This window comes from Streptomyces sp. NPDC051218 (assembly GCF_044455475.1).
GTDB lineage: Bacteria > Actinomycetota > Actinomycetes > Streptomycetales > Streptomycetaceae > Streptomyces.
This window is the reverse complement of record NZ_JBITEU010000004.1, coordinates 408758-434298: the sequence shown is the minus strand read 5'-3', so window position 1 is coordinate 434298 and position 25541 is coordinate 408758. Positions and strand designations below refer to the sequence as shown.

Sequence of the window (25541 nt, the reverse complement as noted above, 5' to 3'; positions counted from 1 at the left end):
AAGGAGGGGACTTCATGCCGACACCAGCAGACCAGACGCGTCCCGCAGACAAGGCGCGTGCCACGAATCAGAAACTTCCCACGGGCAAGGCGCGTCCCGGGGGCTCGGAGCGATTGCTCGCGGCCGGGACACTGTCCGTCGCCGCGACGCTGCTCACCGGGACAGTGGCGCTCTACATCTCACTCGTCGCGTTCGGGAACATAACCGACTTCGACTCCAACCAGCAGTTCGTACGCCATGTCCTGGCGATGGACACCACCTTCAAGGACGACGACCTGATGTGGCGCGCGGTGGGGTCCACCGCGCTCCAGGACACCGCGTACGTCGCGATCATCGTCTGGGAGACCCTGGCCGGTCTCGTCCTGCTCACGGCGACGGTCCTGTGGGCCGGGGCCCTGCGCCGCCCCCAGGGAATGCGCCGGGCCCGACGGACGGGCACGACCGGACTGCTGATGATCCTCGTCCTCTTCGGGGCGGGCTTCATCGGGATCGGCGGCGAATGGTTCGCCATGTGGCAGTCGGAGGACTGGAACGGCCTGGACGCGGCCACGCGGGTCGTGACCCTTGCGGGCATCGTGCTCCTGGTCACGCACCTGCCGTCCGCCGCTGCCCCGGCGGACGACTCGGACGGCCCCGAGGAGAACGCCTAGGCGGCGAGCTGCTCCGGCAGTCCGGCGGCATGCACGACGGTGAGGCCCGAGACGGCGCGGGTCAGGGCGACGTACAGCCGCCGTAGTCCCGTCCGCTCGTCGGGCTCGCCGTCGACCACGGCGGCGGGCTCGTCGAGGACCACGTAGTCGTACTCAAGTCCCTTGGCGAGGGAGGCGGGTACGAGCGTGAGCCGAGTGTCCGCGGTGGTCTCGTCGCCGGGCGAGAGGTACGTCATCCCCGCGGCGCCGAGTGCTTCGGCGAGCGCGGGGATACGGGCGTCGGCGGCGATGAGCCCGATGGACCCCTCCTGCCGCAGCGACTCGACGCAGGCTTCGACGGAGGCGGCGTCGAGATCCGCCGTGGGCCGCACCACGAGCGAACCCGGCGACTCACGCACGGACTTCACCTCGGCGAGCCCGGGGGCGATGGAGGGCAGCAGCCGGGAGGCGTACGCGATGACTTCCCGCGGCACACGGAAGCCCGCGGTGAGCTCCTCCACCACGGCCTCGCCCTTCCCCAGATGCTCCAGGGCCTGCTCCCAACTCCGGGTGGCCCAGGGGGTGGTGCCCTGGGCGAGGTCACCGAGGACGGTGGCGGAACCGGTGGTGCAGCGGCGCCCGACGGCGCGGTACTGCATGGGGGAGAGGTCCTGCGCCTCATCGAGCACCACATGCCCGAGGGAATGGGTCCGCGCGACCAGGTCGTTCGCCTCGTCGATCAACACCGCGTCGGCGGCCGACCACTTGGCTGCCTTGAGGCTCCGCGCGGGCTTCGCCCAGAGGATCAGCTTCTGCTCGTCGGGATCGAGAATCCCCTCGGCGTGCAGGGCGAGGAAGTCGGCGTCGGAGAGCAGCCGCAGCACCAGCTTCGCGGGATCGACGGGCGGCCACATGGCCTTGACGGCCGCCTTCACGGCGGTGTTGCGCGCGACGGCGTCCTGCACGCGGTCGTCGGGGGCCTCGCCCGCCTGCTCCATGCGGACGAGCACGGCGTGCGCGATGCGCTGCGGCAGGGCGTCGCGGGCGGCCCCGTACCGGATGTCGCGGGCAAGCAACTCCCCGACGATTTCCTCAAGTTCGTAGGCGGGAACGCGCCAGCGCCGTGACCCGCGCACCACGACGACGGGCTCGGCGGGCATGGTGACGTGGGACCGCAGAGCTTTCCGCAGCACCTCGGCCATGCGGGCGTCACCCTTGACGACGGCAGCGGCGGCATCATCCGTCCGCCGCACCTCCACGTGGGCGACCAGGTCGTCGACGGTGGCCTGCTTGACCTCCAACTCACCGAGCGCGGGAAGGACTTGCTCGATGTAGTGCAGGAAGGACTTGTTGGGCCCGATGACCAGGGTGCCGGTCCGGGCGAGGCGCTCGCGGTGGGCGTAGAGCAGATAGGCGACGCGGTGCAGGCCGACGGCGGTCTTGCCGGTGCCGGGACCTCCCTGCACGCACACGGACCCCCCGAGACCACTCCGGACGATCTCGTCCTGCTCGGGCTGGATCGTGGCGACGATGTCGCGCATGGGGCCGACGCGGGGCCGCTCGATCTCCTGCTGGAGCAGCTTGCTGGTCTGCTCGGCCTCGTCGGGGTCGGCGTCGGCGCCGCTGAGGTGCTCGTCCTCGTACGCGGTGAGGTCGCCGCCCGTGTATCCGAACCGGCGCCGCAGGGCGATGTCCATCGGCGCCTTCTTGGAGGCGCGGTAGAAGGGCTGCGAGACGGGGGCGCGCCAGTCGATGACCATGGGGTCGCCGTCGGCGTCGTGGACGTGGCGCCGCCCGATGTAGAACTGCTCGCCCTCGGCGCCTTCCGCCTGGTCGGCGCCGGGGGCGTGGAGATAGTCGAGGCGCCCGAAGAAGAGAGGGGTGTGGGAGAGGTCGGCGAGGGACTTGATCCGCTCGTCGAGCTGGCTCTGCAGGACGGCGGCGTTGACCCAGTTCGCGGTGACATCGCGGATGTCGAGTGCTTCGGCGTCCTCGCGCATGGCTCTCAGGGCCGAGCGGGATGCGGCGAGGTGGTTCCGCTCTCGGGAGAGGGGGTCGGGCTGGGCGTGCACGGTTGCCTCCGGCGGGGGTGTGGGGTCTGGGCCGGCCGGTTGCCGACCGGGCGGTGGCGGGCGCGAGGCACGCGGGCAGACCGGGCATCTTATGCCGCGCCCCCACCCCGGGCCACCGAATTTCCCCCACGGGGCGGGGGCGCTGCCGGTCTGCCCTTTCCCCCGCATCCGCCTCGCGCCGACCGGGCCTCTCCCACCCACCCACCCGATCACCCCGCATCCACCTCGCACCGAACAAGCCTCTCCCGCCCACCCGCCCGATTGCCCCGCATCCGCCTCCTGCCGAACAAGCCTTTCCCGCCCACCCGCCCGATTGCCCCGCGGTGACTGGAGGGGTGGGGCTTGGGTGGGTGACGTACGCGGCGGGGTGGGACCTGGGTCGCATGGACCCGCAGTCGGCAGTGAGACGCGAGGGGGCGTGTCGGTTTGTCTGCCCGGAGCACGGTTCGCGGCGTTTCGGGGGCGAAGTGGCCCTGCGGTCACCGGACGATAGCGAGGACGGACATACCGGCGCGGCCCCGTACCCGAGGGCGGGCCAGCTCCGTAGCCGCACGCGTCCGCAGTCGGCAGCGCGCGGGAGGGGGCGTGTCGGTTTGTCTGCCCGGAGCACGGTTCGCGGCGTTCCGGGGGCGAAGTGGCCCTGCGGTCACTGGACGATAGCGAGGACGGACATACCGGCGCGGCCCCGCACCCGAAGACGGACCGGCTCCGAAGTCGCACGCGCCCGCAGTCGGCAGTGAGACGCGAGGGGACGTGCCGGTATGTCTGCCCGGAGCACGGTTCGCGGCGCTCCCTCGCCGAAGTGCCAAGTCGGCCACCGGACGATAGCGAGGACGGACATACCGGCGCGGCCCCGTACCCGAAGACGGACCAGGCCTGAGGTCCACTAAGGTCGCGGGCGTGCAGGAACCCTCTGTTGTTGGCGAGTCGCCGTGCGTGACGGCCTGGCGGTCCGCCCCCGCCGTCCTCCTCCTCGGCGGCTCCCTCCTCGCCCTCGCCGCCCTCTGCCTCGCTCAACGCATCCCCATGGCCGACACCCTCGTCTACCGGGCGGAAGGCGCCGCCGTCGTCGACGGAGGGGATCTCTACGGGTTCACCGTCACCGAGTGGCAGCTGCCGGCCACCTACCCGCCCTTCGCCGCGCTCCTCTTCGTACCCACCACCTGGCTCCCCCTCCCCGCCCTCAAGCTCACCTTCCTCGCGGGGAACGTCGCCCTCCTCGTCCTCTTCATCCACCTCTCCTGCCGCCTCGCCGGCCTCCCCACCCGCACCGCCCCCCTCCTCGCGGGCACCGCCCTCGCGCTCTGGATCGAGCCCGTCTTCCAGACCATCCTCTTCGGGCAGATCAACCTCGCCCTCGGCTGCCTGATCCTCTGGGATCTCACCCGCGCACCCCGCGCACCCCGCGCACCCCGCGCACCCGCCGCCCCCGGCAAAGGCATCGCGATCGGCATCGCCGCCGGGATCAAGCTCACCCCCGCCATCTTCATCGCGTACCTCCTCCTCAGAGGGCGCGTACGCGAAGGGCTCACCGCCACCGGCGCCCTCATCGGCACCGTCGCGCTCGGCGCGGCGATCCTCCCCGGTGCCAGCGTCGACTTCTGGACGCGTCGTATCTTCGAGACCGGCCGCGTCGGCAAGGCGTGGATCGTCGACAACCAGTCGCTGCAAGGGCTCATCGCCAGAGCCACGCACGACCCGCACCCCGGCCTCCTGTGGGCCGTCCCCGCCGCCTGCGTCGCCGTCGTCGGCCTGTGGCTGGCCGCCCGCACCCCGAGCGAAGCCCGCGGCGTCCTCATCGCCGCCGCCACCGCGCTCCTGGTCTCGCCCATCAGCTGGTCCCACCACTGGATCTGGTGCGTACCGCTCCTGGTCCTGCTCATGGCGGAGGGCCGCCCCCACCTGACCGCGGCGGTGGCGACCCTCTTCACGGCCCGCACCCTGTGGCTCGTCCCGCACCAGGGCGCCCTGGACCTGCGACTCCCGCACTGGCAGCAGCCGCTCGCCTCGCCCTACCCCCTGCTGGCCGTGGCGGTCGCAGCCGTCCTCAGTTGTCGGCCAGCAGCTCGTCCGCGTCCACGATCCGGTACGCGTAACCCTGCTCCGCCAGGAACCGCTGCCGGTGTGCCGCGAAGTCCTGGTCGATGGTGTCCCGCGCCACGACGGAGTAGAAGCGGGCCTCGTGACCGTCGGCCTTCGGACGAAGGACACGACCGAGGCGCTGTGCCTCCTCCTGCCGGGAGCCGAACGTTCCCGACACCTGGATCGCGACCGTAGCCTCGGGCAGGTCGATCGAGAAGTTCGCGACCTTCGACACGACGAGGACGGAGATCTCGCCCTCCCGGAACGCGCCGAACAGCTTCTCGCGTTGCGCGTTCGTCGTCTCGCCCTTGATGACCGGAGCGTCCAGGTGCTCGCCGAGTTCGTCGAGCTGGTCGATGTACTGGCCGATGACCAGGGTCTGCTCGCCCGCGTGCTTCTTGACCAGCGCTTCCGTCACCTTCCGCTTCGTTGCCGTCGTGGCGCAGAAGCGGTACTTCTCCTCGGCCTCGGCCGTCGCGTATGCGAGCCGCTCCGAGTCCGTGAGGTTCACCCGCACCTCGACACAGTCCGCCGGCGCGATGTACCCCTGCGCCTCGATCTCCTTCCACGGAGCGTCGAACCGCTTGGGGCCGATGAGGGAGAAGACGTCCGACTCGCGGCCGTCCTCCCGCACCAACGTGGCCGTCAGGCCGAGCCGCCGCCGCGCCTGGAGGTCGGCGGTGAACTTGAAGACGGGCGCGGGCAGCAGGTGCACCTCGTCGTAGATGACCAGGCCCCAGTCGCGGGAGTCGAAGAGTTCGAGGTGCGGGTAGACGCCCTTCCGCTTCGTCGTCAGGACTTGATACGTGGCGATGGTGACCGGACGGATCTCCTTGCGCGTACCGCTGTACTCGCCGATCTCCTCCTCGGTCAGCGAGGTCCGCTTGATCAGCTCGTGCTTCCACTGCCGCGCGGAGACCGTGTTGGTCACCAGGATCAGCGTCGTCGCCTTGGCCTCGGCCATGGCACCGGCCCCGACCAGCGTCTTTCCTGCTCCACAGGGCAGCACGACCACGCCACTGCCGCCGTGCCAGAACCCCTCGACGGCCTGCTTCTGATACGGCCGCAGCGCCCAGCCGTCCTCCGCGAGGTCGATGCGGTGCGCCTCGCCGTCGACGTACCCGGCGAGGTCCTCGGCGGGCCAGCCCAGCTTCAGGAGGGTCTGCTTGATCTGCCCGCGCTCGGACTGATGTACGGCGACGGTGTCCGCGTCGAGGCGCTCACCGACGAGCGGCTGCACCTTCTTGGAGCGCAGGATCTCTTCCAGGACCGGCCGGTCGGTGGTGGTCAGGACCAGGCCGTGCGTGGGGTGCTTGGAGAGCGTGAGCCGGCCGTAGCGCGCCATCGTCTCGGCGATGTCCACGAGCAGCGCGTGCGGCACGGGATAGCGGGAGAACTCCACCAACGCGTCCACGACCTGCTCGGCGTCGTGCCCCGCGGCACGGGCGTTCCACAGCCCGAGCGGCGTCACGCGGTAGGTGTGGATGTGCTCGGGAGCACGCTCCAGCTCCGCGAAGGGCGCGATGACACGGCGGCAGGCCTCCGCCTGCTCGTGGTCGACCTCGAGCAGGAGAGTCTTGTCCGACTGGACGATCAGGGGACCATTCACGCGCGCACCCTTTCGGTAAGCCAAACGTCCAGTGTGCCGCATGGCGCGCGCATACGGTCCAGGCCGCGGGCCCGGCTGCGTCACAGCCGTCGCAGCCCGTGGGCCGCCCTCAGTCGTCCGCCAGCTCCGCGACGCCCGTGACCCGGTGCAGGGGGTACGTCTTCACCTCGTCCGCCGTGTGGTCGTACGCCGTGACGAAGCCGCCCTCCACCCGGATCGGGGCGATCACGCGCTGGCTGGCCGAGCCCTCCGCGTTGACGTAGCCGATCCACACCGCCTCGCCGGTCAGGACCGCGGCCTGCATCGTGGCGAGGGTCTCAGCGGCGGTGGTGCGGGGCAGCGCGTCGCCCTTCTCCGGGGTCGCCTTGCGGGGCGCGGTCGACGCGAGGTCGCCGGCGCGGATGGCGCGTACGGCCGTGCCGATCAGGGTGGTGTCGGGCAGCGGCGGCCCGTCGTGGACCGGCTCCGGTCTGGCGCGGGGCGGTGAGCGGTGGGCGTGCGCCCGCGTGATCAGTACGTCGCCCTCGGCACTCTCCGCGGCGGGCGCGAAGCCCATCCCGCGCAGGCCTTCGAGGAGCGCCCCTGGGTCGGCCTGCGCGGCGAGCACGGTCGGCGCGAGGCGGCGCAGGCGCAGGCCCTGGGAGCGCTTGTCGGCGAGGATCTCGTTCAGGAGGGCCTCGTCGTCGCAGCGTACGTACGCGGACGCGGCGCCGATCCGCAGGTGGCCGTGTTTACGGGCCACGTCGTCGATGAGGTACGCGAGGGGCTGCGGCACCGGCGTACGCGAGTGCGCGGCCAGGAAAGCGTGCAGGTCGGATGCGGCCTTGCCCGCGTCGAGCGCGCGTCGTACGGAGCCGGGCGTGAAGCGGTACACCGTCGCCCCGCCCTTCGACTCGACGTCGGCGAGCACGGAGAGCGTCTCGGCGAGCGGGCGCTCCAGCGGGCCCGGGGCCACGGCCGTGAGGTCGGCCTGGAGCAGGACGTGGTCGAGCGGTTCGGGGAGCAGGGGGGCGAGGAGTCGGGCGGCTCGGGCGCCGGATGCGGCGAGTTCGGCGGGGGAGGGGTGGGGGGCCGCGGCTCCCGCGGCGTCGTCCTCGCTCTCCGATCCGAGGAGCGCCCGTCCGTGCGCGGACAGCGCCCCGCGGCCCGTGACGCCCAGCAACTCCGCCTCGTTCAGGGTCCATTGGGCGATGCGGGCGCGCAGTTCCATGGGGGTGTTGGGGCCGGGGGATGTGCTGGGGGCGCCCGGGGTGCCGGAGGACGTGCTGCCGCGCGGGGGGCGTTCCCAGCGCAGGCGCGCCAGCATCGACTCGGGGGTCGGGCTCGCGCCGTCCGGCAGGGTGGTGAGGAGCGTGAGCACGCGGCGGCGGATCTCCGGGGCCGATGAGCGGTCCAGGTGCGGGCCGAGCGCCGACAGCGTGCGGTCCTTGCCGTCACGGCCGCCGATCAGGCCCGCCGTGCGGGTCGCCGTCAGCCATGCCGTGGCCAGGACCGACCAGCGCTCGGCGGCGGGCCGTTCCTGCCAGTCGTCGTAGGCGGGCGTCGCCGCGTACCGCTCGTCCGCCTCGCCGTCCGACGCCACGAGGCCCGCCGCGTAGGCCAGTTCGACCCAGAACGCCGCCACCGGCTCGGGTACGTCCAGGGCGACCGCCGTCCGCTTCAGGTCGCGCACGCTGAGGCCGCCCGCGCGGAGCACGGTGGGGCCGCCCTCGTCCCAGTCCTTCAGGAGCTCCTCGACCGTGTCGAGCGCCATGTACGCCTGGCTCGCCGCCGCGGCGTCCACAGCCTGTGGACGGTGTTCGCGCAGCGGCTCGACGGCGGGCGGCGCCGGTTCGAGCACCCGGTGGGCGCGGCCCGCACGCAGATGCAGGGCCGCCTCGCGGGGGAGTACGACGGTGCCGGGCGCGGTCGGGAGCAGCAGCCCCCGGTCCAGGAGCCAGCGCAGGTGGCGGGCCGGATCGGCGGTGACCTGGCCGTACGGCGGACCCCAGACGAGCCGCGAGAGTACTTCGACGGACTCGGCGGGGGCTTCGTCGAGGAGCGCGGACATGCGGGTGCGGTCGGTGAAGAGTTCGGTGAGCGAGCGGACCGCCGAGACCGCGTCGTGAGTGGACGGCAGCCCGGCCGCCGCCACGATGTCCTGCATACGGTTCGGCGACATGCCCGCGGTGGCCTCGGCGACGGTGGGGCCGAGGCCGGTGGGGGAGGGGTACTGCGGGGCGGGGGCGAGGAGTTCGCGTGCGGTGCGGACCAGGCGGAGGCGGTCGTCGGAGCCCCAGACGACGGCTTGTTCGCGGAGGGTGGCGAGGGCGGCGGCGAGCGCCGCGGTGACGGCGCGGCTCTCCTCCGCTTCCACCGCTCCCTCGTCTCCGGCGACGAGGGCGTGGAGCTCTTCGTACGTGGCCGGTTCCGGAGCTACGGCGAGGGCCTCGGCGACCTGCTGGGCGAACCGGTCGAGCCGCTCCAGGGCGCGGACCACCGAGGCGCGGGTGGCTGCGCGGGTGGCGAGCTGGGTGAGGTCGTTCGGGACCGGCGTGAGCAGGTCGGGGCGGGCGTGGAGCAGCGCGCCGAGGGACGCGTCGTCACGGGAGCGGAGTGCCTCGGCGAGGGACCGGGGGCTGTCCGCTGGGCGCTGGGGCTGCTCGTCGGTGCTCATCAGGCTCACGGTAGCGCTTCGGCCAATGCTGCCGCGTCGTCTGCGGGTGCGGTGCGGTGCGTTGCCGGCTGCGGGCGAGCTCGTGCCGCGGAACTGGTCCGCCTCCGGGTGCGGGTATGTCCGCCCTCGCTGTGGCGCGCTGCTGACTGCGTCTACGGAGCTGGTCCGTCTTCGGGTGCGGGGCCGCGCCGGTATGTCCGTCCTCGCTATCGTCCGGTGGGCGCAGGGCTACTTCGCTCCCGGAGTGCCGCGAGCCGTGCTCCGGGCAGACATACCGGCACGTCCCCTCGCGAGCGCTGCCGGCTGCGGGTGCGTGCGACTTCGGGGCTGGTCCGTCTTCGGGTGCGGGGCCGCGCCGGTATGTCCGTCCTCGCTATCGTCCGGTGGTCGCAGGGCTACTTCGCTCCCGGAGTGCCGCGAGCCGTGCTCCGGGCAGACATACCGGCACGTCCCCTCGCGAGCGTCGCCGACTGCGGGCACGAGGCACTTGCCCGCCCCCGCCCTCCCGGCAGGGCTCCCCCTAACCCGCCCACTTGCCGGCCCCGCCCCTCTCTGTCGGGTCGCCCCCCTATCCCGCCCACCAGCCGGCCAAGTCCCTCTCTGTCGGGTCGCCCCCCTGGCCCGCCCACTTGCCGGCCCCGCCCCTCCCTGTCGGGCTGCCCCTATCCCGCCCCCCTGTCCGCCCCTCACCCCCCAGGTCACTGCGGGGCAATCGGGCGGGTGGGTGGGAGAGGTTTGTTCGGCAGGGGTGGATGCGGGGTGATCGGGTGGGTGGGTGGGGAAGGCCTGTTCGGCCAGGAACGGATGCGGGGGGTGGAGGTTAGGGCGCCCACGCCAGGAAGCGGTACCGTCGGGTACGGGCAAGGCGTCAACGGGACCACCCCGGAGGGGACTTCGTGGGGATCGAGAGCGATCAGCTCGTCTTCGACTATCTGAGCCGCGTCGGCGACCTGGCCCAGCAGCACCAGCTGCCCTCAGGCACCCGCATGCGCCTCGTCTCCGACCTGCGGAACCAGATCGACCGGAGCCGGGCGAAGACCACGGTCGACAGCCCGGCCGCGATACGCCGCATCCTGGACCGCCTCGGCACCCCCGAAGACCTCGTAGAGGCCGCGGGCTCCGGTGGTGGTGACGTACCGAAGACCGCCGAGCCCCGCCCCGCCGTCCCCACCCAGCGCACATCGGAGCCGAAGGAACGCCCCAAGCGGGCGCGCCGCGTGGTCCCCCGACCCCGCCCCGCGGCGGAGAAGCCGGCGCCGCCCCAGGAGGACCTGCCGTCACCGCCGCACCTCGCGAGCACGGACGAGCTCGGCCCGAGCGGCTCCGAGCCCGACTGGTGGCGGGTGGACAGCAGCCCCTTCGGCCTCGCCGACACCGTGCCGGGCTTCACCGGCGGCGTAGAAATCCCGGAGCTTCTCAAACCCCCGCCGAAGAAGCGGCTCGAGGATGAAGCCGCCGAGGGGGAGGACGAGGACCAGGATGAGGGAGACGGGGAGGGGGACGGAGGAGTTGTTGATGCGGTCGTGCCTGGGCCTCGGCGCCGCCTCCGCCTCCGTCGGCCCGCCACCGCATCCCTCGCCCCCGCCCGCTTCACCAACCCCCTCCTCCTGCTCGCCGCAGCCCTCCTCACCGTCGGCGCCATCCTCGGCAACTGGCTCGCCCTGGGCGGCGGCTGGCTTCTCGCCTACGCCTCGCGCAGGCTCAGCCGCGCCGAGGCGAAGTGGGCCGTGATCGGTCTGCCGGGGCTTTCCGTGGCCGCCGGGATCACCTGGCTGTGGGGCAGGAACGAGGGCCGCTGGGGCGACCCCGTCCGCGACGGCCACATGAGCGACGCGATGGCCGAGACCTGGCCGTGGGTGGTACGCGGCGCCGCCATCGCCTCCGCCCTCTACCTGTTGTGGCGGTCGCAGCGTCAACGCCCTTGATCCGCGGCCGGGTTCGAGCAGTGGCGCCTAGCCGTGATCCGCGTCCGGCTCCTCGCTGGCGCCCGGCTCCGTCCCCGGCTTCGTGTGGAGAATCTCGCGGGCCTGGTCCGCGGCGCGGGCGAGGCTCTCGCTGACGAAGTCCAGGAAGCGCGCGATGTTCTCGAGCCGGGCGGCGGCCGGCGTACCGGGGCCGAGGATGCCGACGCCCTGCCGTGCGGTCTGCACGACGTGGGCGGTGGAGCGGGCGCTGGCCATCATGGACTGGTACCAGATGTCGTCGTCGACGACGTAGCGCTCGCGGCGGCGTTCGTCGCGCTCCCGGCGGATGAGGCCCTGGCCGTCGAGGAACGTGATCGCCTTGGAGATGGACGCCGGGCTGACCTGAAGGCGCTGGACGAGTTCTGACGCGGTGAGGCTGCCCGAGTCGGTGGTGCACAGGCAGGCATGCACCCGGGCCATCATCTTGGGCATTCCCGACTGCATGAAGACGGTGGTGAGTGACTCCTCGAACTCGCGCACGGCATCGGCGTCACGTCCGTGAGCCTGCGGGGCCGCGTCCGGCTCTCGGGGCGCGGTCTGCCTGCGGCGGTGGGTGCGGCGTTCGGTGGCGCGGTGGGCGAGATCGGCGCGGTAGGCGGTGGGGCCGCCGTTTCGCATCACCTCGCGCGTGATCGTCGAAGTCGGACGGTCGAGGCGTCTGGCGATCTCCGCGTAGGCAAGGCCGTCGGCCAGCCCCAGCGCGATCTGCTGACGTTCCTGCTGAGTGAGTCTGCCGCCCGGCATCGCGATCTCCTTCGTACTCCTCGGATGCCCCCACCATAGCGTTCGCTCTCAATCTATTGCAACGAACCTCGGGGTGGCGTTGCGTTATCTTCTGGAGCGTTGCAACGAAAAGTGTGTTGTGAACTGGGGGTTTGTGTTTTCTGCGCAACGAAGTTGTTGCCAGGGTCGTGAACGCAACGTAGCTTTTCCCATGTCAGAAACAACGACCCGAAGGAGCACACCATGCAGAACTTCGACACCCCCGCCCCGATCTCCGCCGTGCTCGACATCCCTGCGGGCAGCTTCCGGTTCATCGCCGCCGACCGGGCCGACACCGCGGTCGAGGTCCGGCCCGCGAACGCCTCCAAGGACCGCGACGTGACGGCGGCGGAGCAGACCACGGTCGAGTTCGTCGACGGCGTCCTGCGGATCGAGGGCGCCCCGGCGAAGAACCGGATCCTCGGCAGCGGCTCCGGATTCGTGGAGGTGACCGTCCAACTGCCCCCCGGCTCCCACGTCGAGGCGAAGGCCGCCGCCGCGGAATTCCGGGGGGTCGGACGGCTCGGCGACGTGGTCTTCGAGGGCGCACAGGGCACGGTCAAGCTCGACGAGACCGCGAGCGCCCGCCTCGCCCTCCAGGCCGGTGACGTCTCGGTCGGCCGGCTCGGCGGCCCCGCGGACATCAGTACGCAGAAGGGTGATCTCCACGTCGCCGAGGCCGTGCACGGCACGGTCTCCCTGCGGACGGAGTCCGGCGAGATCTCGGTCGGCGCCGCCCGCGGAGTCTCCGCGTCCCTGGACGCCGGCACCTCCTTCGGCCGGATCCACAACACGCTCAAGAACGCCGACGGCGCCGACGCCGGCCTGAACATCCACGCGACCACCGCCTACGGCGACATCACCGCCCACAGCATCTGACCCCCGGGCCTCGCAGGCCTCGCAGCCCCCGCAGCCCACGTAGACCCCGAGGAGCATCCACCATGACCACCACCGCCATCGCGGCGAACGGACTACGCAAGTCCTACGGCGACAAGACCGTGCTCGACGGCATCGATCTCACCGTCCCGGCAGGATCCGTCTTCGCGCTGCTCGGGCCGAACGGCGCGGGCAAGACCACCGCCGTGAAGATCCTCTCCACGCTCATCACGGCCGACGGCGGGGACCTGCACGTCGGCGGCCACGACCTGGCAGCCGACCCCCAGGCCGTGCGTGCCGCGATCGGTGTCACCGGCCAGTTCTCCGCCGTGGACGGCCTGATCACCGGCGAGGAGAACATGCTCCTCATGGCCGATCTGCACCACCTGCCCAAGGCCGAAGGGCGCCGGGTCGCCGCTGAACTCCTTGAGCGGTTCGACCTCACCGAGGCCGCCAAGAAACCGGCCTCCACCTACTCGGGCGGTATGAAGCGGCGTCTGGACATCGCCATGACCCTGGTCGGCAGCCCGCGGATCATCTTCCTCGACGAGCCCACCACCGGCCTTGACCCCCGCTCCCGGCACAACATGTGGGCCATCATCCGGGAGCTGGTCTCCGGCGGGGTGACCGTCTTCCTCACCACCCAGTACCTGGAAGAAGCCGACGAACTCGCCGACCGCATCGCGGTGTTGAGTGACGGCAAGATCGCCGCCGAAGGCACCGCCGAGGAGTTGAAGCGGCTCATCCCCGGTGGTCACGTGCGCCTGCGCTTCACCGACCCCGACGCCTACCGCGCTGCCGCCGCCGCCTTGAACGACGTCACCCGCGACGACGAAGCACTCGCCCTGCAGATCCCCAGCGACGGCACCCAACGCGAACTGCGCTCCATCCTCGACTGGCTCGACTCCGCCGGCATCGAGGCCGACGAACTCACCGTCCACACCCCCGACCTCGACGACGTCTTCTTCGCCCTCACCGGCCCGGCCACCGTTCCCAGCCAGCCCGCCAACCAGCACGCCCAGACCAAGGAGAACGCCCGATGAGCTCCCTCGCCCTCGCCGTCCGCGACTCGAACACGATGCTGCGCCGCAACCTCCTGCACGCCCGGCGCTACCCCTCCCTCACCCTGAACCTGCTGCTCACCCCGGTCATGCTGTTGCTGCTCTTCGTCTACATCTTCGGAGATGTGATGAGCGCGGGCATCGGCGGCGCCGACCGCTCCGACTACATCGCCTACATCGTCCCGGGCATCCTGCTGATGACCATCGGCTCCACCGTCATCGGGACCGCGGTGTCCGTCTCCAACGACATGACCGAGGGCATCATCGCCCGCTTCCGCACCATGAACATCCACCGCGGTTCGGTGCTCATCGGGCACGTGGCCGGCAGCGTCCTCCAGACGGTCATGAGCGTGGTCCTGGTCGGCGCCGTCGGCGTGGCCATCGGCTTCCGCTCCACCGACGCCACCGCCCTGGAATGGCTCGCCGCCTTCGGACTGCTCGTCCTGTTCGCCATGGCCCTCACCTGGGTCGCCGTCGGCATGGGACTGGTCAGCCCGAACGCCGAGGCCGCCGGCAACAACGCCATGCCGATGATCCTGCTGCCCCTCCTGTCCAGCGCCTTCATCCCGGTCGACTCGATGCCGGGCTGGTTCCAGCCCATCGCCGAGTACCAGCCCTTCACCCCCGCCATCGAAACCCTGCGCGGCCTCCTCCTCGGCAGCGAGATCGGCAACAACGGCTGGATCGCCATCGCCTGGTGCCTGGGACTGACCGTGCTCGGCTACTACTGGTCCAAGTCGAAGTTCAACGAGGACCCGAAGTAGGTCCCATGACACCGCGCAGCCGTCACGGCCCCGCGGGCAGCACCCGCAACTCGTCCCTCCAGCCCCCGAGTCACCCCCCGAGGCGGCGTACACCGACACCACGTCGGAGTACGCCGCCTACTTCTTCGTCAGCGCCTGCCGCATCTCGTCCAGGATCTTGTTCGCCGCCGTGTACCCGATGCCCTGGATCCACAGTTCGTCGTCGACCGTGTGGACGTTGCCCTTCTTCACCGCGTCCATGTTCTTCCACAGGCCGCTGCCGACGGTCTGCGTCTGCTTGGACTTCTTCGGATCGCCGTACGTGGAGCGGAAGATGACATCCGCGTCGGCCAGGTCGATCCTCTCGGGCGACACGTCGTACGAGAAGCCGTCCTTGGCCTTGGCGGCGATGGCGGGGCGGCCGAGGCCCACGTCCTTGAGGAGCGTGGCGACGTACGTCTGTTCGCCGTAGATGCGGATGTCCGCGCCCTCCACGAAGCGCACGACGTTGACCTCTGTCGCCTTGGCCTTCGCGGGGCCGCCGACCGCGGTGGTGACCCGCTCGGCGTGCGCGTCGTACGCGGAGACGACCTTCTTCGCCTCGGCCTTCTTGCCGAGCGCGTCGGCGTGTACCTGGAAGTTCTCCTTCCAGGGGTGGCCGGTGTTCTCCGTCATCACGGTCGGCGCGATCTGCTTGAGCTGCTCGTACTTCGCCGCGTGCCGGATCTTGCTGGTGAGGATGATGTCCGGCTTGAGGGCCGCGATGGCCTCCATGTTCGGGTTCAGCATCTCGCCGACGTCCTTGATGCCGCTGACCTTGTCCTTGGGCAGGTAACCGGGGTAACCCGACGAGGCCTCGACGTGCGTGGAGCCGACCGGCCGCACGCCCAGCGTGATCGCGGAGTCCAGCTCGGCCGTGTCGAGGACGACGACCCGCTTCGGGGCGACCGGGACCTGCACGTCACCCATGGCGGTCTTGACGACGTGTGTCCCGCCGGAACGGGCGTCCTCCTTGCCGGAGTCCGACGACCCGCAGGCGGAGAGCGCGAGCGCGCCGCCGAGGGCGAGTGCCCCGGCGGACAGGGCGCGGTAGCGGTGCGGTGAGCGGGGCTTGGCGGTCATGGTCCGGGAGCCACCTTTCGGTCGGAGGAGGGGTGCGGGTGCGCGTCGGCGGTCCACGGGGCGCCGGGGACCACCAGGGGCGACCCCGTCACCGGATCCGGTACCACCACACACTCCAGACCGAACACCTCGCGTACGAGATCCTCGGTGACGACGTCGGCCGGCGGGCCCTCGGCCACGATCCGGCCCGACTTCATGGCGACGAGGTGATCGGCGTACCGGGCGGCCTGGTTGAGGTCGTGCAGCACGACGACCACGGTCCTGCCGCGCTCGCCGTCCGGCCCTTCGGCGGCCAACTGGCGGACCAGATCGAGTACTTCGACCTGGTGCGAGATGTCGAGATACGTGGTCGGCTCGTCCAGGAGCAGGATGTCCGTCTCCTGCGCGATGGCCATCGCGATCCACACCCGCTGGCGCTGGCCGCCCGACAGCTCGTCCACGGACCGCTCGGCGAGCGTGGCCACGTCGGTACGCTCCATCGCCTCCGTCACGGCCCGCTCGTCCTCGCCGGACCACTGCTGCCACCAGTGCTGGTGCGGCTGGCGTCCGCGCGCGACGAGGTCGGCGACGGTGATGGCCTCGGGCGCGACGGGCGTCTGCGGGAGCAGTCCGATCTGCTGGGCGATCCTCTTGGTCGGCAGCTTGGCGAGCGCGTCGCCGTCCAGCAGGACCGTGCCACGCCTGGGCTTGAGGAGGCGGCCGAGCGCGCGCAGGGTGGTCGACTTCCCGCACGCGTTGGGGCCGACGATGACCGTGACCCTGCCGTCGGGCACGGTGAGGTCGAGGTCGTGCACGACCTCGCGGTCCTCGTAGGCGAGGGTCAGCTCGCGGGCGCGGAGGCGGGCGGCGGCGGTCACGAGGTGCCTCCATTGCGGACGGAACGGCTGCGGTCGCTGTGGCTTCGCACGATCAGCCAGATCAGGTACGGGGCTCCGACGGCCGCCGTCAGCACGCCGACCGGCAGCTCCGTGGGCGAGAAGAGCCGCCGGGCGAGCAGATCGGCGACGACCAGGATCAGCGCGCCGGTCAGCGCCGAGCAGAGCAGCGGGATCTGCGCGGTGCGGGTGAGGCGGCGGGCGATCTGCGGGGCCAGCAGCGCCACGAAGTCGACGGGGCCCGCGGCGCCGGTCGCCACCGATGCGAGGACGACGCCGAGCAGGACGAGACCGAGGCGTACGTGCCCGAGGCGTGTCCCGAGGGCGGTCGCCGTGTCGTCGTCCATGGTCACCGAGCGCTGGGCGCGGGCGGCCCAGCACACGAACGGGAGCAGGACGAGCAGGGTCAGGGCGAGCGGCGACGCCTCCGTCCAGCCACGGCCGTTGAGGGAGCCCGTCATCCAGATCTGCGCCTGCTGGGCGACGAGATGGTCGCCCTTGGTCATGAAGAGCGTGGTGACGGAGCGCAGGGCGATCGCGAAGCCGATGCCGATGAGCACGAAGCGGGTGGCGTGCAGGCCGCCGCGCCAGGCGAAGACGTACACGAGGGCGGCGGCCGCGATGCCGCCGAGCACCGAGAGGTAGGGCAGGACGGTGGCGGAGGTGACCCCGAGGGTCATCGCACCCACCGTCAGGGCGCTCGCGCCCTGGCTGATGCCGATGATGTCCGGGCTCGCCAGGGGGTTGCGGGCGACGGTCTGGATGAGCGCGCCCGCGACTCCGAAGGCGGCGCCGACGAGGAGGGCGACGACCATACGGGGTTCGCGCAGCGTTCCCACCACCAGTTCGTCGGGGGATGGTCGCCCCGTCAGGACCTTCAGGACTTCGCCCGGCGTGACGAAGGACTCGCCTATGCAGAGGTACGCGAGGCTGGTCGCCGCCAGGAGCAGCGTCAGCAGTAAGGCCGCCGCTGCTGCCCTGCGGTGCACGAGGAACGCGGCTTTCCGGAGACGCAGTACGGCATACCCGGCTGGACGCAGCTTCATCGGTGGGCCCGCATCAAGGGTTGTGCCCACCCTCCCCCACTCTCGGCTGCGCTCGAGCGGGGGGACCCCCATCGCCCTGCGGAACGCCTGCCCACAACGCGGGGCCGTCACGCCGCCACCGCCCTGCGTCGCACCAAGGTCACCAGGAACGGCACCCCGATCAGCGCCGTCATCACCCCGGCAGGCACCTCGCTCGGCGGGAAGATGACGCGCCCCACGGTGTCGGAGACGAGAAGCATCACCGGGCCGAGGACCGCGGCCATCGGCAGGACCCAGCGATGCCCGCTGCCCACGATCGCGCGGGCGATGTGCGGGACCGCGAGCCCGATGAAGGCGATGGGGCCGGCCGCCGCGACCCCCGCCCCGGTCAGGACGGTCGCCCCGAGGCCCCCGACGATCCGCACGGTCGCGACCTTCTGGCCGAGCCCCTTGGCCACGTCCTCGCCGAGGGCGAGCGCGTCGAGTCCGCGCGCCACGGAGAGGACGAGTACGAGCCCCACCAGGAGGAACGGCCAGATCTGCCCGGCGATCTCCGCGTCACGCCCGGAGAGCGAACCCACCTGCCAGAAGCGGAACTCGTCCAGGGCGGACGCCTTGGTGGTGAGGATCCCGGTGGTCACGGAGACCAGCAGGGCGTTGATCGCGGCTCCGCCGAGTGCGAGCTTCACCGGGGTCGCACCGCCCCGTCCGCTCGCGGCGATCGCGTACACCGCGACGGACGCGATGCCCGCGCCGACGAAGGCGTACCAGACGTATCCGGTCAGGGTGTGTACGCCCGCGAAGGCGATCGCCAGCACCACGCCCACCGACGCGCCCTGGCTGACGCCGAGGATGCCTGGGTCGGCGATGGGGTTGCGGGTGATGCCCTGAAGGACCGTGCCGGCGAGGGCGAGCGCGGCGCCGACCATCAGGCCGATGAGCGTGCGCGGCACCCGCATCTCGCGGACGACCTCGGCGGCGTCGCCGTGCCCGCCGTGCAGCAGGGCGTCGATGACGGCGGCCGGTGCGATGGCGCGGGCGCCGACGGCGAGGCTGAGCAGCACCGCGAGCAGCAGGGCCACGACAGCCGCCGTCATCGCGACGGCGCGTCCGGCGGGCACACGCATCGGCTGAGCTCGTTTCGGTTCGGCGGGGCTGAACGGAAAGCTCGGTAGGGCCTGGCTGAGCGCTGAGCGCTGAGCGCCAAGCGTAAGGGCGACCCCAGTGCCCGTCACCCACGCGTCGGGCCTCTGCACAATGGCCTCATGACTTCACGCGCTCTGACCGTCGGCTTCGACCTCGACATGACCCTGATCGACTCCCGCCCCGGCATCAGGGAGGCCTATCTGGCCCTGTCCGCCGAGACCGGCACGTACATAGACGCCGAGCTGGCCATCAGCCGGCTCGGCCCGCCGCTGGAGGAGGAGCTGCGCAACTGGTTCCCCGCGGAGCGGATCCAGGAGATGGGCGACCGCTACCGTGAGATCTATCCCACATACGCCATCGCCCCCACGCTCGCGATGCCCGGCGCCCGTGAGGCCGTGGCGGCCGTCCGCTCGCACGGCGGCCGGGCGATCGTGGTGACCGCCAAGCACGAGCCGAACGCGAAGCTGCACCTGGCGCACCTCGGCATCGAGGCGGACGCGGTGATCGGCTGGCTGTGGGCCGAGGCCAAGGCGGAGGCGCTGCGCGAACACGACGCGGCGGTGTACGTCGGTGACCACACCGGTGATGTACGCGGCGCGCGTACGGCGGGCGCGCTGTCCGTCGCGGTGGCGACCGGGCCGTGCGACGCAGCGGAACTGCGCGCGGAGGGCGCGGATGTGGTGCTCAGCGACCTGACGGAGTTCCCCGCCTGGCTCGACGGGTACGTCGCGAACGCCGCTTGAGAGCCGTCAGGTGGCCGCCGACTTGGCCTGGCGGCGCTGTACGGCGATACCGCGCAGCACTCCCGCCACGGCGACGACGAAGCCGACGCCCATCAGCATGCACACCGCGTAGGCGATGGACGGGAAGGGCTCGGTGCCGAGGAACAGTGGGGCCACCGTGACCAGAGTGGCCACGGCTCCGACGAAGAAGACGATGGCTCCGGCACGAACCAGGCCATCGCCCGGTCCGGCGGAATTCGCTTGGGTTTTGTCACGCACCCGACCAGGGTAGTTCCCAGCGCGAAGGAAGAATCCGGGGACGTCTTGTCACCGGCTCCCGGACCAATAGTCTTGGTTCCGGCGGGTCGGGCGACCCGCTGTAGTGCTATCCAGAGCCGTTTTCCGCGGCATAGACGCGTACGACGACAAGTACGAGGACGAGGACTTCAGGTGCCTACCGGCAAGGTCAAGTGGTTCAACAGCGAGAAGGGCTTCGGCTTTCTCTCCCGCGATGACGGCGGCGACGTCTTCGTGCACTCCTCCGTACTGCCCGCAGGTGTCGACACACTCAAGCCCGGCCAGCGCGTCGAGTTCGGCGTCGTCGCGGGCCAGCGCGGTGACCAGGCCCTGTCGGTGACGATCCTCGACCCGACGCCGTCCGTCGCGGCCGCGCAGCGGCGCAAGCCGGACGAACTGGCGTCCATCGTGCAGGACTTGACGACCCTCCTGGAGAACATCACGCCGATGCTGGAGAAGGGCCGCTACCCCGACAAGGCCTCGGGCGCGAAGATCGCCGGCCTGCTGCGGGCTGTCGCGGACCAGCTGGACGTCTAGGCCCGCGGACTCAACTCACGCACGGACTCGGGCGGCAGGCTCAGGGAAACGCGAGCGCGGTCGGCGCGAGGGGCGGTACGAGCCCCTCCGCCGCGGCGCGCGTCAGCAGTCCGCGGATCGCCGCGTAGCCGTTCTCACCGAGGTCGGCCGTGAACTCGTTCACGTACAGGCCGATGTGCTGGTCGGCGACCGCCGGGTCCATCTCCTGGGCGTGCTCCTGCACATAGGGACGCGAGGCCTCGGGGTCGTCCCAGGCCATGCGGACCGAGGTGCGTGCCGCGTCCGCGAGCTGCCGCAGCCGGTCCTCGCCGAGCGACCGCCTGGCGATGATCGCGCCCAGCGGGATGGGCAGGCCCGTGGTCCGCTCCCAGTGCTCGCCCATGTCGGCGAGGCAGTGGAGCCCGTAGTTCTGATAGGTGAAACGCGCCTCGTGGATGACGAGCCCCGCGTCGACCTTGCCGTCCCGCACCGCGGGCATGATCTGGTCGAAGGGCAGCACCACGATCTCGCCCACACCGCCGGCCAGGGTGTCCGCGGCCCAGAGCCGGAACAGCAGGTACGCCGTCGACCGCTCGCTCGGCACGGCCACCGTCTTCCCGGAGAGGTCGACCCCGGCCTCCCGGGTCAGGACCAGCGGGCCGCAGCCACGCCCCAGAGCCCCGCCGCACGGCAGCAGCGCGTACTCGTCGAGGACGTAGGGCAGCACGGCGAACGACACCTTCAGTACGTCGAACTCGTCCGAGCCGCGCTCGGCCACGCCGTTGGTGATGTCGATGTCGGCGAAGGTGACATCGAGCGCGGGCGCGTCCGGTACGCGGCCGTGGGCCCAGGCGTCGAAGACGAACGTGTCGTTCGGGCAGGGCGAGTAGGCGATCCGCAGGGTGTTCGCGTCGTGGGCGTCCTGCGCGGGTGATTCAGTCATGCCGGTTCCAACTCTCCAGTACGGGCGCGAATTTCCCGAACGCGTCCCCCAGCGCGCCCAGCGCCTCGCCGATCCGCCAGGCTCCGCGGTCCCGGGGCCCGACGGCGTTGGAGATCGCGCGTATCTCCAGGGCGGGCAGCGCGTACGCGGCGGCGGCCTCGGCGACCCCGAACCCCTCCATCGCCTCGGCGAGGGCCCGCGGATGGCGTCGCCGCAGCTCGGCGGCGCGCTCGGCGGAGCCGGTCACGGTGGAGACGGTCAGGACGGTGCCGGTGGCGGCTCCGCAGGCGGCGGCCAGGTCCCGTACGAGGGAAAGCGGCGGCCGGTGGGTGACGGCGCCGAACCCGAGTTCGGTGACGGGCAGGAACCCGTCGGGCGTCTCGGCGCCCAGATCGGCGGCGGTGATCTCGTCGGCGAGCACGAGGGAGCCAAGAGGCGCGTCGGGCTGGAAGCCGCCGCCGATCCCGGCGGAGACCACCAGGTCGTACGGGGCGCGCGCGAGGGCGGCGGCCGTGTGCGCACCGGCGGCCGCCGGGCCGACGCCGACGGCGATCGCGTCGGCGTGCGGAGGCAGGCGGTCGGCCACCGCGTCCCGTTCGGCGGGGACCGCGGTGGCTACCAGTACGCGGGGAAGGGACCTCAAGGGAGGTGTCAGGCGTCCTTCTTGAGCTTGAACGACCACAGGCCGGTCGCCTTGGCCGACGAGCCCTTGCCGCCTTCGAGGAGGCTGACGGTGGTGGAGTTGGTGCCGCCGCCGTACTGCTGGTTGAAGAAGACGCTGCCGGGGATGACGACGTACGTCTTGTTGCTCGCCTCGGTGAGCGGCTGACCGTTCATCAGGAGCGTCCAGCCCTTGTCGGCGACCTCGGGGTCGACGCCGAAGCGGACCTTCTCGTCGGGGTCGACCTTGATGGACTTGACGTCCTTCTCCTTGAGGCAGCCCTGCAGCTGCGACTGCTCGAGCTCCTTGCCGTCGTTGTAGCAGGAGGCCTCGGTGTTCACCGAGTCGCCGCCGACCGTGATGGTGGCGAGCGGCGTCGGCTTGTCGCAGGCCGACAGGACGAGGAGTCCGGCGGAGACAGCGCCGAGGGCGGCCACGGAACGGCGACGGCGTGCCGGCTTGAGAACGTGTGCGGCTCCGCCGCGGAGCAGGGAGGTCATGGGCGAAGGCTATCGGGCACCCCGTGCCGTCCCGCCACGTGGGGGTCGCGGCGTGCCGCACCCATTGATCTGCCGGGCTCACGCCACCCGCGGTCGGCGCTTCCCGCCGTGCCGGGCCGCCGAGAGCAGGCCGCGCGCGGTCGTCAGCCAGCCGATGGCGACGATCCCCGCGGCCACCGCGAGCCCCAGTGACCCGATCAGCGGCAGGGCCATGCCGATTCCGCCGCCCACCACCCACGCCATCTGGAGGATGGTCTCCGAGCGGGCGAAGGCGGAGGTCCGCACTTCTTCCGGTACGTCCCGCTGGATCAGCGCGTCCAGGGAGAGCTTCGACATGGCCTGCGCGAAGCCCGCCACCGCGCCGAGGCATGCCACGCCCACCGCCCCGAAGAACACCGCCGCGGTGATCGCCACGCCGAGTACGACGGCGACGACGGTCACGATGATGAGCTCCGGCGCCCGCGATCTCAGCCCGGCGCCGACCGCCGTGCCGAGCGCGTTGCCCACGCCGGCCGCGACACCCACTATCCCCAGGGACACCGCGGCACTCTGGCCGCCGAGCGGTTCCTCGCGCAGCAGGAAGGCGAGGAAGAAGATGAGGAAACCGGAGAGGCAGCGCAGCGAGGCGTTGACGGTGAGGGCGTGCGTGACGGCGGGTCCGACCGTACGGAGCCCGAGGCGCCGCTTCTTGGAGGTGTCCGTGGCGGCTTCGGCGCGCGCGTGCAGATGCAGATGTTCCTCGTCGGCGGCGAGCAGCGCCTTGTGTTCGCCCTTCGCCGAGTCGACCTTCGGCGGCAGCGACAGGGACAGGACCATCCCGACGATGAACAGCACGAAGGCGCCGTACAGCGGCCAGCGTGGCCCGAGCGCCTGGAGCCCCGCGCCGATCGGAGCCGCGATCCCGGTGGCGAGCAGACCGCCGAGCGTGACTCTGGAGTTGGCCTTGACCAGGGAGAACCCCTTGGGCAGGAGTCTGGGCACCACGGCGCTTCGTACGACCCCGTACGCCTTGGACGCGACCAGGACGCCGAGCGCGGCCGGATAGAGCTCCAGACTTCCGGTGATCACCGCTTCGGACAGCAGCAGGGCGAGGAGGGCGCGGGCCACCATCGCGGCGGCCATCGCGTAGCGGCGGCCGTGCGGGAGACGGTCCAGGAGGGGGCCGATGACGGGGGCGAGCAGGGTGAAGGGCGCCATGGTGATGGCGAGGTAGAGGGCGACGCGGCCGCGCGCCTCGTCCGTGGGGACGGAGAAGAAGACGGTCGACGCGAGCGCGATGGTGATCATGACGTCACCCGCGCCGTTCACCGCGTGCAGCTCGATGAGTTTGCCGAGCCCCGACTCGCCCGCGCCGTGCGCGTGCGTGGCCTTGCGGATGCCGCGGGCCGTGCCGGTGAAGGGCAGGTGCAGGGCACGGCCGATCCAGCGGGCGGCCCGGTTCAGCACCGAACCCCGTCCGCTGATGCCCTGGGACGACGACCTTGCGGCAGCCACCTCGTCATAGTGCCCCCTTATGGCCCGCGCTAGCGCGTATCGACTGCCCGGTAATCGGGTGGGCGGGCGGTAAAACCGCCGCGAAGCGGCATCGGACCGGGCCCGCGGCAGAGGGGCGGGCACGCCGGTGTAGGCCCAGGGGCCAGGAGAAGGTAGCGTGCGTAGCGCGCCTGCGGCGGTTGTTCTTGGCCGCGCGCCTCTCGGTCATCCCGCAGAATGGATGACGTAGGTGCGCCCGAGGACGTTCGGGCGCGGACGTCGACGCGGCCCTCCGGTCCGCTCCGTCCGCACTCCCGCGTATGGGTGGCGCACTCGTGAGACGGCGTAATGGAGAAGCGATACCTGTGAGCGCAGCGACAACGCGAAGCCGTACCCCGCGTACCCCGCGTACTCCCGACCGCCTGTGCGCCGAGGCGGTGGGACTGGCCAGGGACGCGGCCGAGGAGGCCGCCGCGCCCGGTGTGGTCGGCGAGCACGTGGAGGTCGTGGTCGAGGGCGACCGCGTCGTCACGCACCTTTTCGAATGCAAGGAGTTCGGCTACCGCGGCTGGCGCTGGGCCGTGACGGTGGCCCGCGCCTCGCGCGCCAAGGTCGTCACGCTCGACGAGACGGTGCTGCTGCCGGGTCCCGACTCCTTGCTGGCCCCCGAGTGGGTGCCGTGGAGCGAGCGGCTGCGCCCCGGTGACATGGGCCCCGGGGACCTGCTCCCCACCGACGCGGAGGATCTGCGCCTGGAGCCCGGCTACTCGGGCGAGGAGGAGCCGCCGCCGAACTCCGTGTTCTCGGAGGAGATGGCGGAGCTCGTCGAGGCGGAGGACGCGGAAGTGACGGCGGGCTCGCCCGCCGAGCTGCCCGCGGCCCCCGCGCGCGGCTCGATCGCCGCGATCGCCGACGAGCTTGGCATGCGCAGGGCGCGCGTCCTCTCCCGGTACGGGCTGCACACCGCGGCCGATCGCTGGGAGGAGTCGCACGGCGCCAAGACGGCGATGGCGCAGGCCGCGCCCGCGTCCTGCGTCAGCTGTGGCTTCCTTGCCCCGATCGGCGGATCGCTCGGGCAGGCGTTCGGTGTGTGCGCCAATGAGTTCGGTCCCGCGGACGGGCATGTGGTCTCCCTCGCTTACGGCTGCGGGGGGCACTCGGAGGCGGCCGTGATGCCGGCTCCGTCGCGGCCTGCCGCGCCCGTCCTCGACGAGACCCGGGTGGACGTCCTGCCCCTGCGGCCCGCTCCCGACTCCGGCTCGGTGCCGGTGGAGGGGGCCCCGGAGGAACTCGGCCACAGCTGAGCTCCCGCTGGGGGTGACGGCTCGGGCTCGCCCCGTGGCCGGGGCTGCGCTCCCCCTGCGGGTGCTGTCCGGGGCCCTCCCTCGCTTTACCGCGCTCCGCGCGGACCTTTCCCGCCCACCCACCCGATTACCCCGGGGTGTGCTTCCGGGAGCCTGCGCCTGTTCTCTGCCTGCGGCCCGGCGGTCGCTTTACCGCGCTCCGCGCGGATCTTTCCCGCCCACCCACCCGATTGCCCTGGGGTGTGCTTTCGGGGGTCTGTGTCTGTTCTCTGCCTGCGGCCCGGCGGTCGCTTTACCGCGCTTCGCGCGGATCTTTCCCATACCGCGCTTCGCGCGGATGTCTCCCGCCCACCCACCCGATTGCCCCGGGGTAATCGGGTGGGTGGGCGGGAAAGCCCCGCGCGGAGCGCGGTATGGGTGTCCGGCCGCACGACGAGGAGCTTCCCGCAGCCCACAGCGCTCCTACGGGGAGGCTCGTGCTGTGGGGCGATCGGGTGGGTGGG

At 71.7% G+C, this 25541-nt stretch carries 21 protein-coding genes and 1 pseudogene; 9 read left to right on the top strand and 13 right to left on the bottom strand.

What is annotated here, in order from left to right; translation table 11 throughout:
- The first annotated feature begins 14 nt into the window (after nt 1-14).
- Entirely contained in the window at nt 15-650 is a 636-nt protein-coding gene (locus tag ACIBCK_RS15450; protein ID WP_399390388.1) for a DUF2165 domain-containing protein, read from the top strand.
- On the opposite strand, the gene ACIBCK_RS15445 is transcribed toward ACIBCK_RS15450, so the two are convergent.
- Nucleotides 647-2701: a HelD family protein gene (locus ACIBCK_RS15445; protein WP_399390386.1), complete on the bottom strand. Its 2055-nt coding sequence runs from the start codon at nt 2699-2701 to the stop codon at nt 647-649. The two genes, ACIBCK_RS15450 and ACIBCK_RS15445, sit on opposite strands and share 4 nt — an antisense overlap.
- A gap of 900 nt (nt 2702-3601) precedes the next feature.
- Between ACIBCK_RS15445 and ACIBCK_RS15440 the strand changes: the two are divergent.
- Nucleotides 3602-4846: pseudogene (locus ACIBCK_RS15440) on the top strand (glycosyltransferase 87 family protein); the annotation flags it as partial.
- Here ACIBCK_RS15440 and ACIBCK_RS15435 read toward each other — a convergent pair.
- Nucleotides 4749-6392, bottom strand: a complete 1644-nt coding sequence (locus ACIBCK_RS15435) for a DNA repair helicase XPB (RefSeq protein ID WP_371528563.1) — start codon at nt 6390-6392, stop codon at nt 4749-4751. The pseudogene ACIBCK_RS15440 and the gene ACIBCK_RS15435 overlap by 98 nt on opposite strands.
- A gap of 109 nt (nt 6393-6501) precedes the next feature.
- The gene (locus ACIBCK_RS15430) at nt 6502-9048 is read right to left on the bottom strand and encodes a helicase-associated domain-containing protein (protein ID WP_399390383.1); all 2547 of its coding nucleotides are present in this window, start codon (nt 9046-9048) and stop codon (nt 6502-6504) included.
- Between the two features lie 896 nt (nt 9049-9944).
- Between ACIBCK_RS15430 and ACIBCK_RS15425 the strand changes: the two genes are divergently transcribed.
- Nucleotides 9945-10973: a hypothetical protein gene (locus ACIBCK_RS15425; protein WP_399390381.1), complete on the top strand. Its 1029-nt coding sequence runs from the start codon at nt 9945-9947 to the stop codon at nt 10971-10973.
- Nucleotides 10974-11000: 27 nt separating this feature from the next.
- On the opposite strand, the gene ACIBCK_RS15420 is transcribed toward ACIBCK_RS15425, so the two are convergent.
- The gene (locus tag ACIBCK_RS15420) at nt 11001-11756 is read right to left on the bottom strand and encodes a helix-turn-helix domain-containing protein (protein WP_399390379.1); all 756 of its coding nucleotides are present in this window, start codon (nt 11754-11756) and stop codon (nt 11001-11003) included.
- Between the two features lie 222 nt (nt 11757-11978).
- Between ACIBCK_RS15420 and ACIBCK_RS15415 the strand changes: the two genes are divergently transcribed.
- From ACIBCK_RS15415 to ACIBCK_RS15405, 3 genes are all read left to right on the top strand, one after another.
- Nucleotides 11979-12653, top strand: coding sequence for a DUF4097 family beta strand repeat-containing protein (locus ACIBCK_RS15415; protein ID WP_399390377.1), 675 nt, complete (start codon nt 11979-11981; stop codon nt 12651-12653).
- A gap of 62 nt (nt 12654-12715) precedes the next feature.
- Nucleotides 12716-13693 (top strand): ATP-binding cassette domain-containing protein, encoded by a 978-nt coding sequence (locus tag ACIBCK_RS15410; protein ID WP_399390375.1) that lies wholly within the window; start codon nt 12716-12718, stop codon nt 13691-13693.
- Nucleotides 13690-14475 (top strand): ABC transporter permease, encoded by a 786-nt coding sequence (locus tag ACIBCK_RS15405; RefSeq protein ID WP_399390373.1) that lies wholly within the window; start codon nt 13690-13692, stop codon nt 14473-14475. The genes ACIBCK_RS15410 and ACIBCK_RS15405 overlap by 4 nt, the downstream gene beginning before the upstream one ends.
- Before the next feature lie 117 nt (nt 14476-14592).
- Here ACIBCK_RS15405 and ACIBCK_RS15400 read toward each other — a convergent pair whose 3' ends face one another.
- The 4 genes from ACIBCK_RS15400 to ACIBCK_RS15385 form a co-directional block, all read right to left on the bottom strand.
- Nucleotides 14593-15576 (bottom strand): ABC transporter substrate-binding protein, encoded by a 984-nt coding sequence (locus tag ACIBCK_RS15400; protein ID WP_399390371.1) that lies wholly within the window; start codon nt 15574-15576, stop codon nt 14593-14595.
- Entirely contained in the window at nt 15573-16433 is an 861-nt protein-coding gene (locus tag ACIBCK_RS15395; protein WP_399390369.1) for an ABC transporter ATP-binding protein, read from the bottom strand. Before ACIBCK_RS15395 ends, ACIBCK_RS15400 begins: the two co-directional genes overlap by 4 nt.
- Nucleotides 16430-17497: a FecCD family ABC transporter permease gene (locus ACIBCK_RS15390; protein WP_399390367.1), complete on the bottom strand. Its 1068-nt coding sequence runs from the start codon at nt 17495-17497 to the stop codon at nt 16430-16432. Before ACIBCK_RS15390 ends, ACIBCK_RS15395 begins: the two co-directional genes overlap by 4 nt.
- Nucleotides 17498-17604: 107 nt before the next feature.
- Nucleotides 17605-18603, bottom strand: a complete 999-nt coding sequence (locus tag ACIBCK_RS15385; protein WP_399390365.1) for a FecCD family ABC transporter permease — start codon at nt 18601-18603, stop codon at nt 17605-17607.
- Nucleotides 18604-18741: 138 nt separating this feature from the next.
- Here ACIBCK_RS15385 and ACIBCK_RS15380 point away from each other — a divergent pair, with 138 nt between their 5' ends.
- Complete coding sequence (locus ACIBCK_RS15380; protein ID WP_399390363.1) at nt 18742-19365, top strand: HAD family hydrolase; 624 nt, start codon at nt 18742-18744, stop codon at nt 19363-19365.
- A gap of 6 nt (nt 19366-19371) precedes the next feature.
- On the opposite strand, the gene ACIBCK_RS15375 is transcribed toward ACIBCK_RS15380, so the two are convergent.
- Complete coding sequence (locus tag ACIBCK_RS15375; RefSeq protein ID WP_399390361.1) at nt 19372-19623, bottom strand: hypothetical protein; 252 nt, start codon at nt 19621-19623, stop codon at nt 19372-19374.
- Nucleotides 19624-19794: 171 nt separating this feature from the next.
- Between ACIBCK_RS15375 and ACIBCK_RS15370 the strand changes: the two genes are divergently transcribed.
- Nucleotides 19795-20178, top strand: coding sequence for a cold-shock protein (locus ACIBCK_RS15370; protein ID WP_055701393.1), 384 nt, complete (start codon nt 19795-19797; stop codon nt 20176-20178).
- Nucleotides 20179-20218: 40 nt separating this feature from the next.
- Here the strand turns inward: ACIBCK_RS15370 and ACIBCK_RS15365 are convergent, their stop codons facing one another.
- The 4 genes from ACIBCK_RS15365 to ACIBCK_RS15350 form a co-directional block, all read right to left on the bottom strand.
- A complete protein-coding gene (locus ACIBCK_RS15365; protein ID WP_399390359.1) occupies nt 20219-21100 on the bottom strand; it encodes a 1,4-dihydroxy-6-naphthoate synthase in 882 nt (293 codons plus the stop codon).
- Complete coding sequence (locus tag ACIBCK_RS15360) at nt 21093-21782, bottom strand: futalosine hydrolase (RefSeq protein ID WP_399390357.1); 690 nt, start codon at nt 21780-21782, stop codon at nt 21093-21095. The genes ACIBCK_RS15365 and ACIBCK_RS15360 overlap by 8 nt, the downstream gene beginning before the upstream one ends.
- The gene (locus ACIBCK_RS15355; RefSeq protein WP_399390355.1) at nt 21752-22261 is read right to left on the bottom strand and encodes a DUF2771 domain-containing protein; all 510 of its coding nucleotides are present in this window, start codon (nt 22259-22261) and stop codon (nt 21752-21754) included. Before ACIBCK_RS15355 ends, ACIBCK_RS15360 begins: the two co-directional genes overlap by 31 nt.
- 78 nt (nt 22262-22339) lie before the next feature.
- A complete protein-coding gene (locus ACIBCK_RS15350) occupies nt 22340-23755 on the bottom strand; it encodes an MFS transporter (protein WP_399390353.1) in 1416 nt (471 codons plus the stop codon).
- Between the two features lie 344 nt (nt 23756-24099).
- On the opposite strand from ACIBCK_RS15350, the gene ACIBCK_RS15345 reads away from it, so the two are divergent.
- Nucleotides 24100-25038 (top strand): DUF3027 domain-containing protein, encoded by a 939-nt coding sequence (locus ACIBCK_RS15345; protein WP_399390351.1) that lies wholly within the window; start codon nt 24100-24102, stop codon nt 25036-25038.
- Nucleotides 25039-25541: the final 503 nt, after the last annotated feature.

What these genes read in the sequence shown, in the direction of transcription:
- ACIBCK_RS15410 (WP_399390375.1), top strand. Translation starts at nt 12,716, where the DNA reads ATGACCACCACCGCCATCGCGGCGAACGGACTACGCAAGTCCTACGGC.
- ACIBCK_RS15390 (WP_399390367.1), bottom strand. Translation starts at nt 17,497, where the DNA reads ATGAAGCTGCGTCCAGCCGGGTATGCCGTACTGCGTCTCCGGAAAGCC.
- ACIBCK_RS15405 (WP_399390373.1), top strand. Translation starts at nt 13,690, where the DNA reads ATGAGCTCCCTCGCCCTCGCCGTCCGCGACTCGAACACGATGCTGCGC.
- ACIBCK_RS15355 (WP_399390355.1), bottom strand. Translation starts at nt 22,261, where the DNA reads ATGACCTCCCTGCTCCGCGGCGGAGCCGCACACGTTCTCAAGCCGGCA.
- ACIBCK_RS15380 (WP_399390363.1), top strand. Translation starts at nt 18,742, where the DNA reads ATGACTTCACGCGCTCTGACCGTCGGCTTCGACCTCGACATGACCCTG.
- ACIBCK_RS15420 (WP_399390379.1), bottom strand. Translation starts at nt 11,756, where the DNA reads ATGCCGGGCGGCAGACTCACTCAGCAGGAACGTCAGCAGATCGCGCTG.
- ACIBCK_RS15385 (WP_399390365.1), bottom strand. Translation starts at nt 18,603, where the DNA reads ATGCGTGTGCCCGCCGGACGCGCCGTCGCGATGACGGCGGCTGTCGTG.
- ACIBCK_RS15430 (WP_399390383.1), bottom strand. Translation starts at nt 9,048, where the DNA reads ATGAGCACCGACGAGCAGCCCCAGCGCCCAGCGGACAGCCCCCGGTCC.
- ACIBCK_RS15365 (WP_399390359.1), bottom strand. Translation starts at nt 21,100, where the DNA reads ATGACTGAATCACCCGCGCAGGACGCCCACGACGCGAACACCCTGCGG.
- ACIBCK_RS15450 (WP_399390388.1), top strand. Translation starts at nt 15, where the DNA reads ATGCCGACACCAGCAGACCAGACGCGTCCCGCAGACAAGGCGCGTGCC.
- ACIBCK_RS15415 (WP_399390377.1), top strand. Translation starts at nt 11,979, where the DNA reads ATGCAGAACTTCGACACCCCCGCCCCGATCTCCGCCGTGCTCGACATC.
- ACIBCK_RS15400 (WP_399390371.1), bottom strand. Translation starts at nt 15,576, where the DNA reads ATGACCGCCAAGCCCCGCTCACCGCACCGCTACCGCGCCCTGTCCGCC.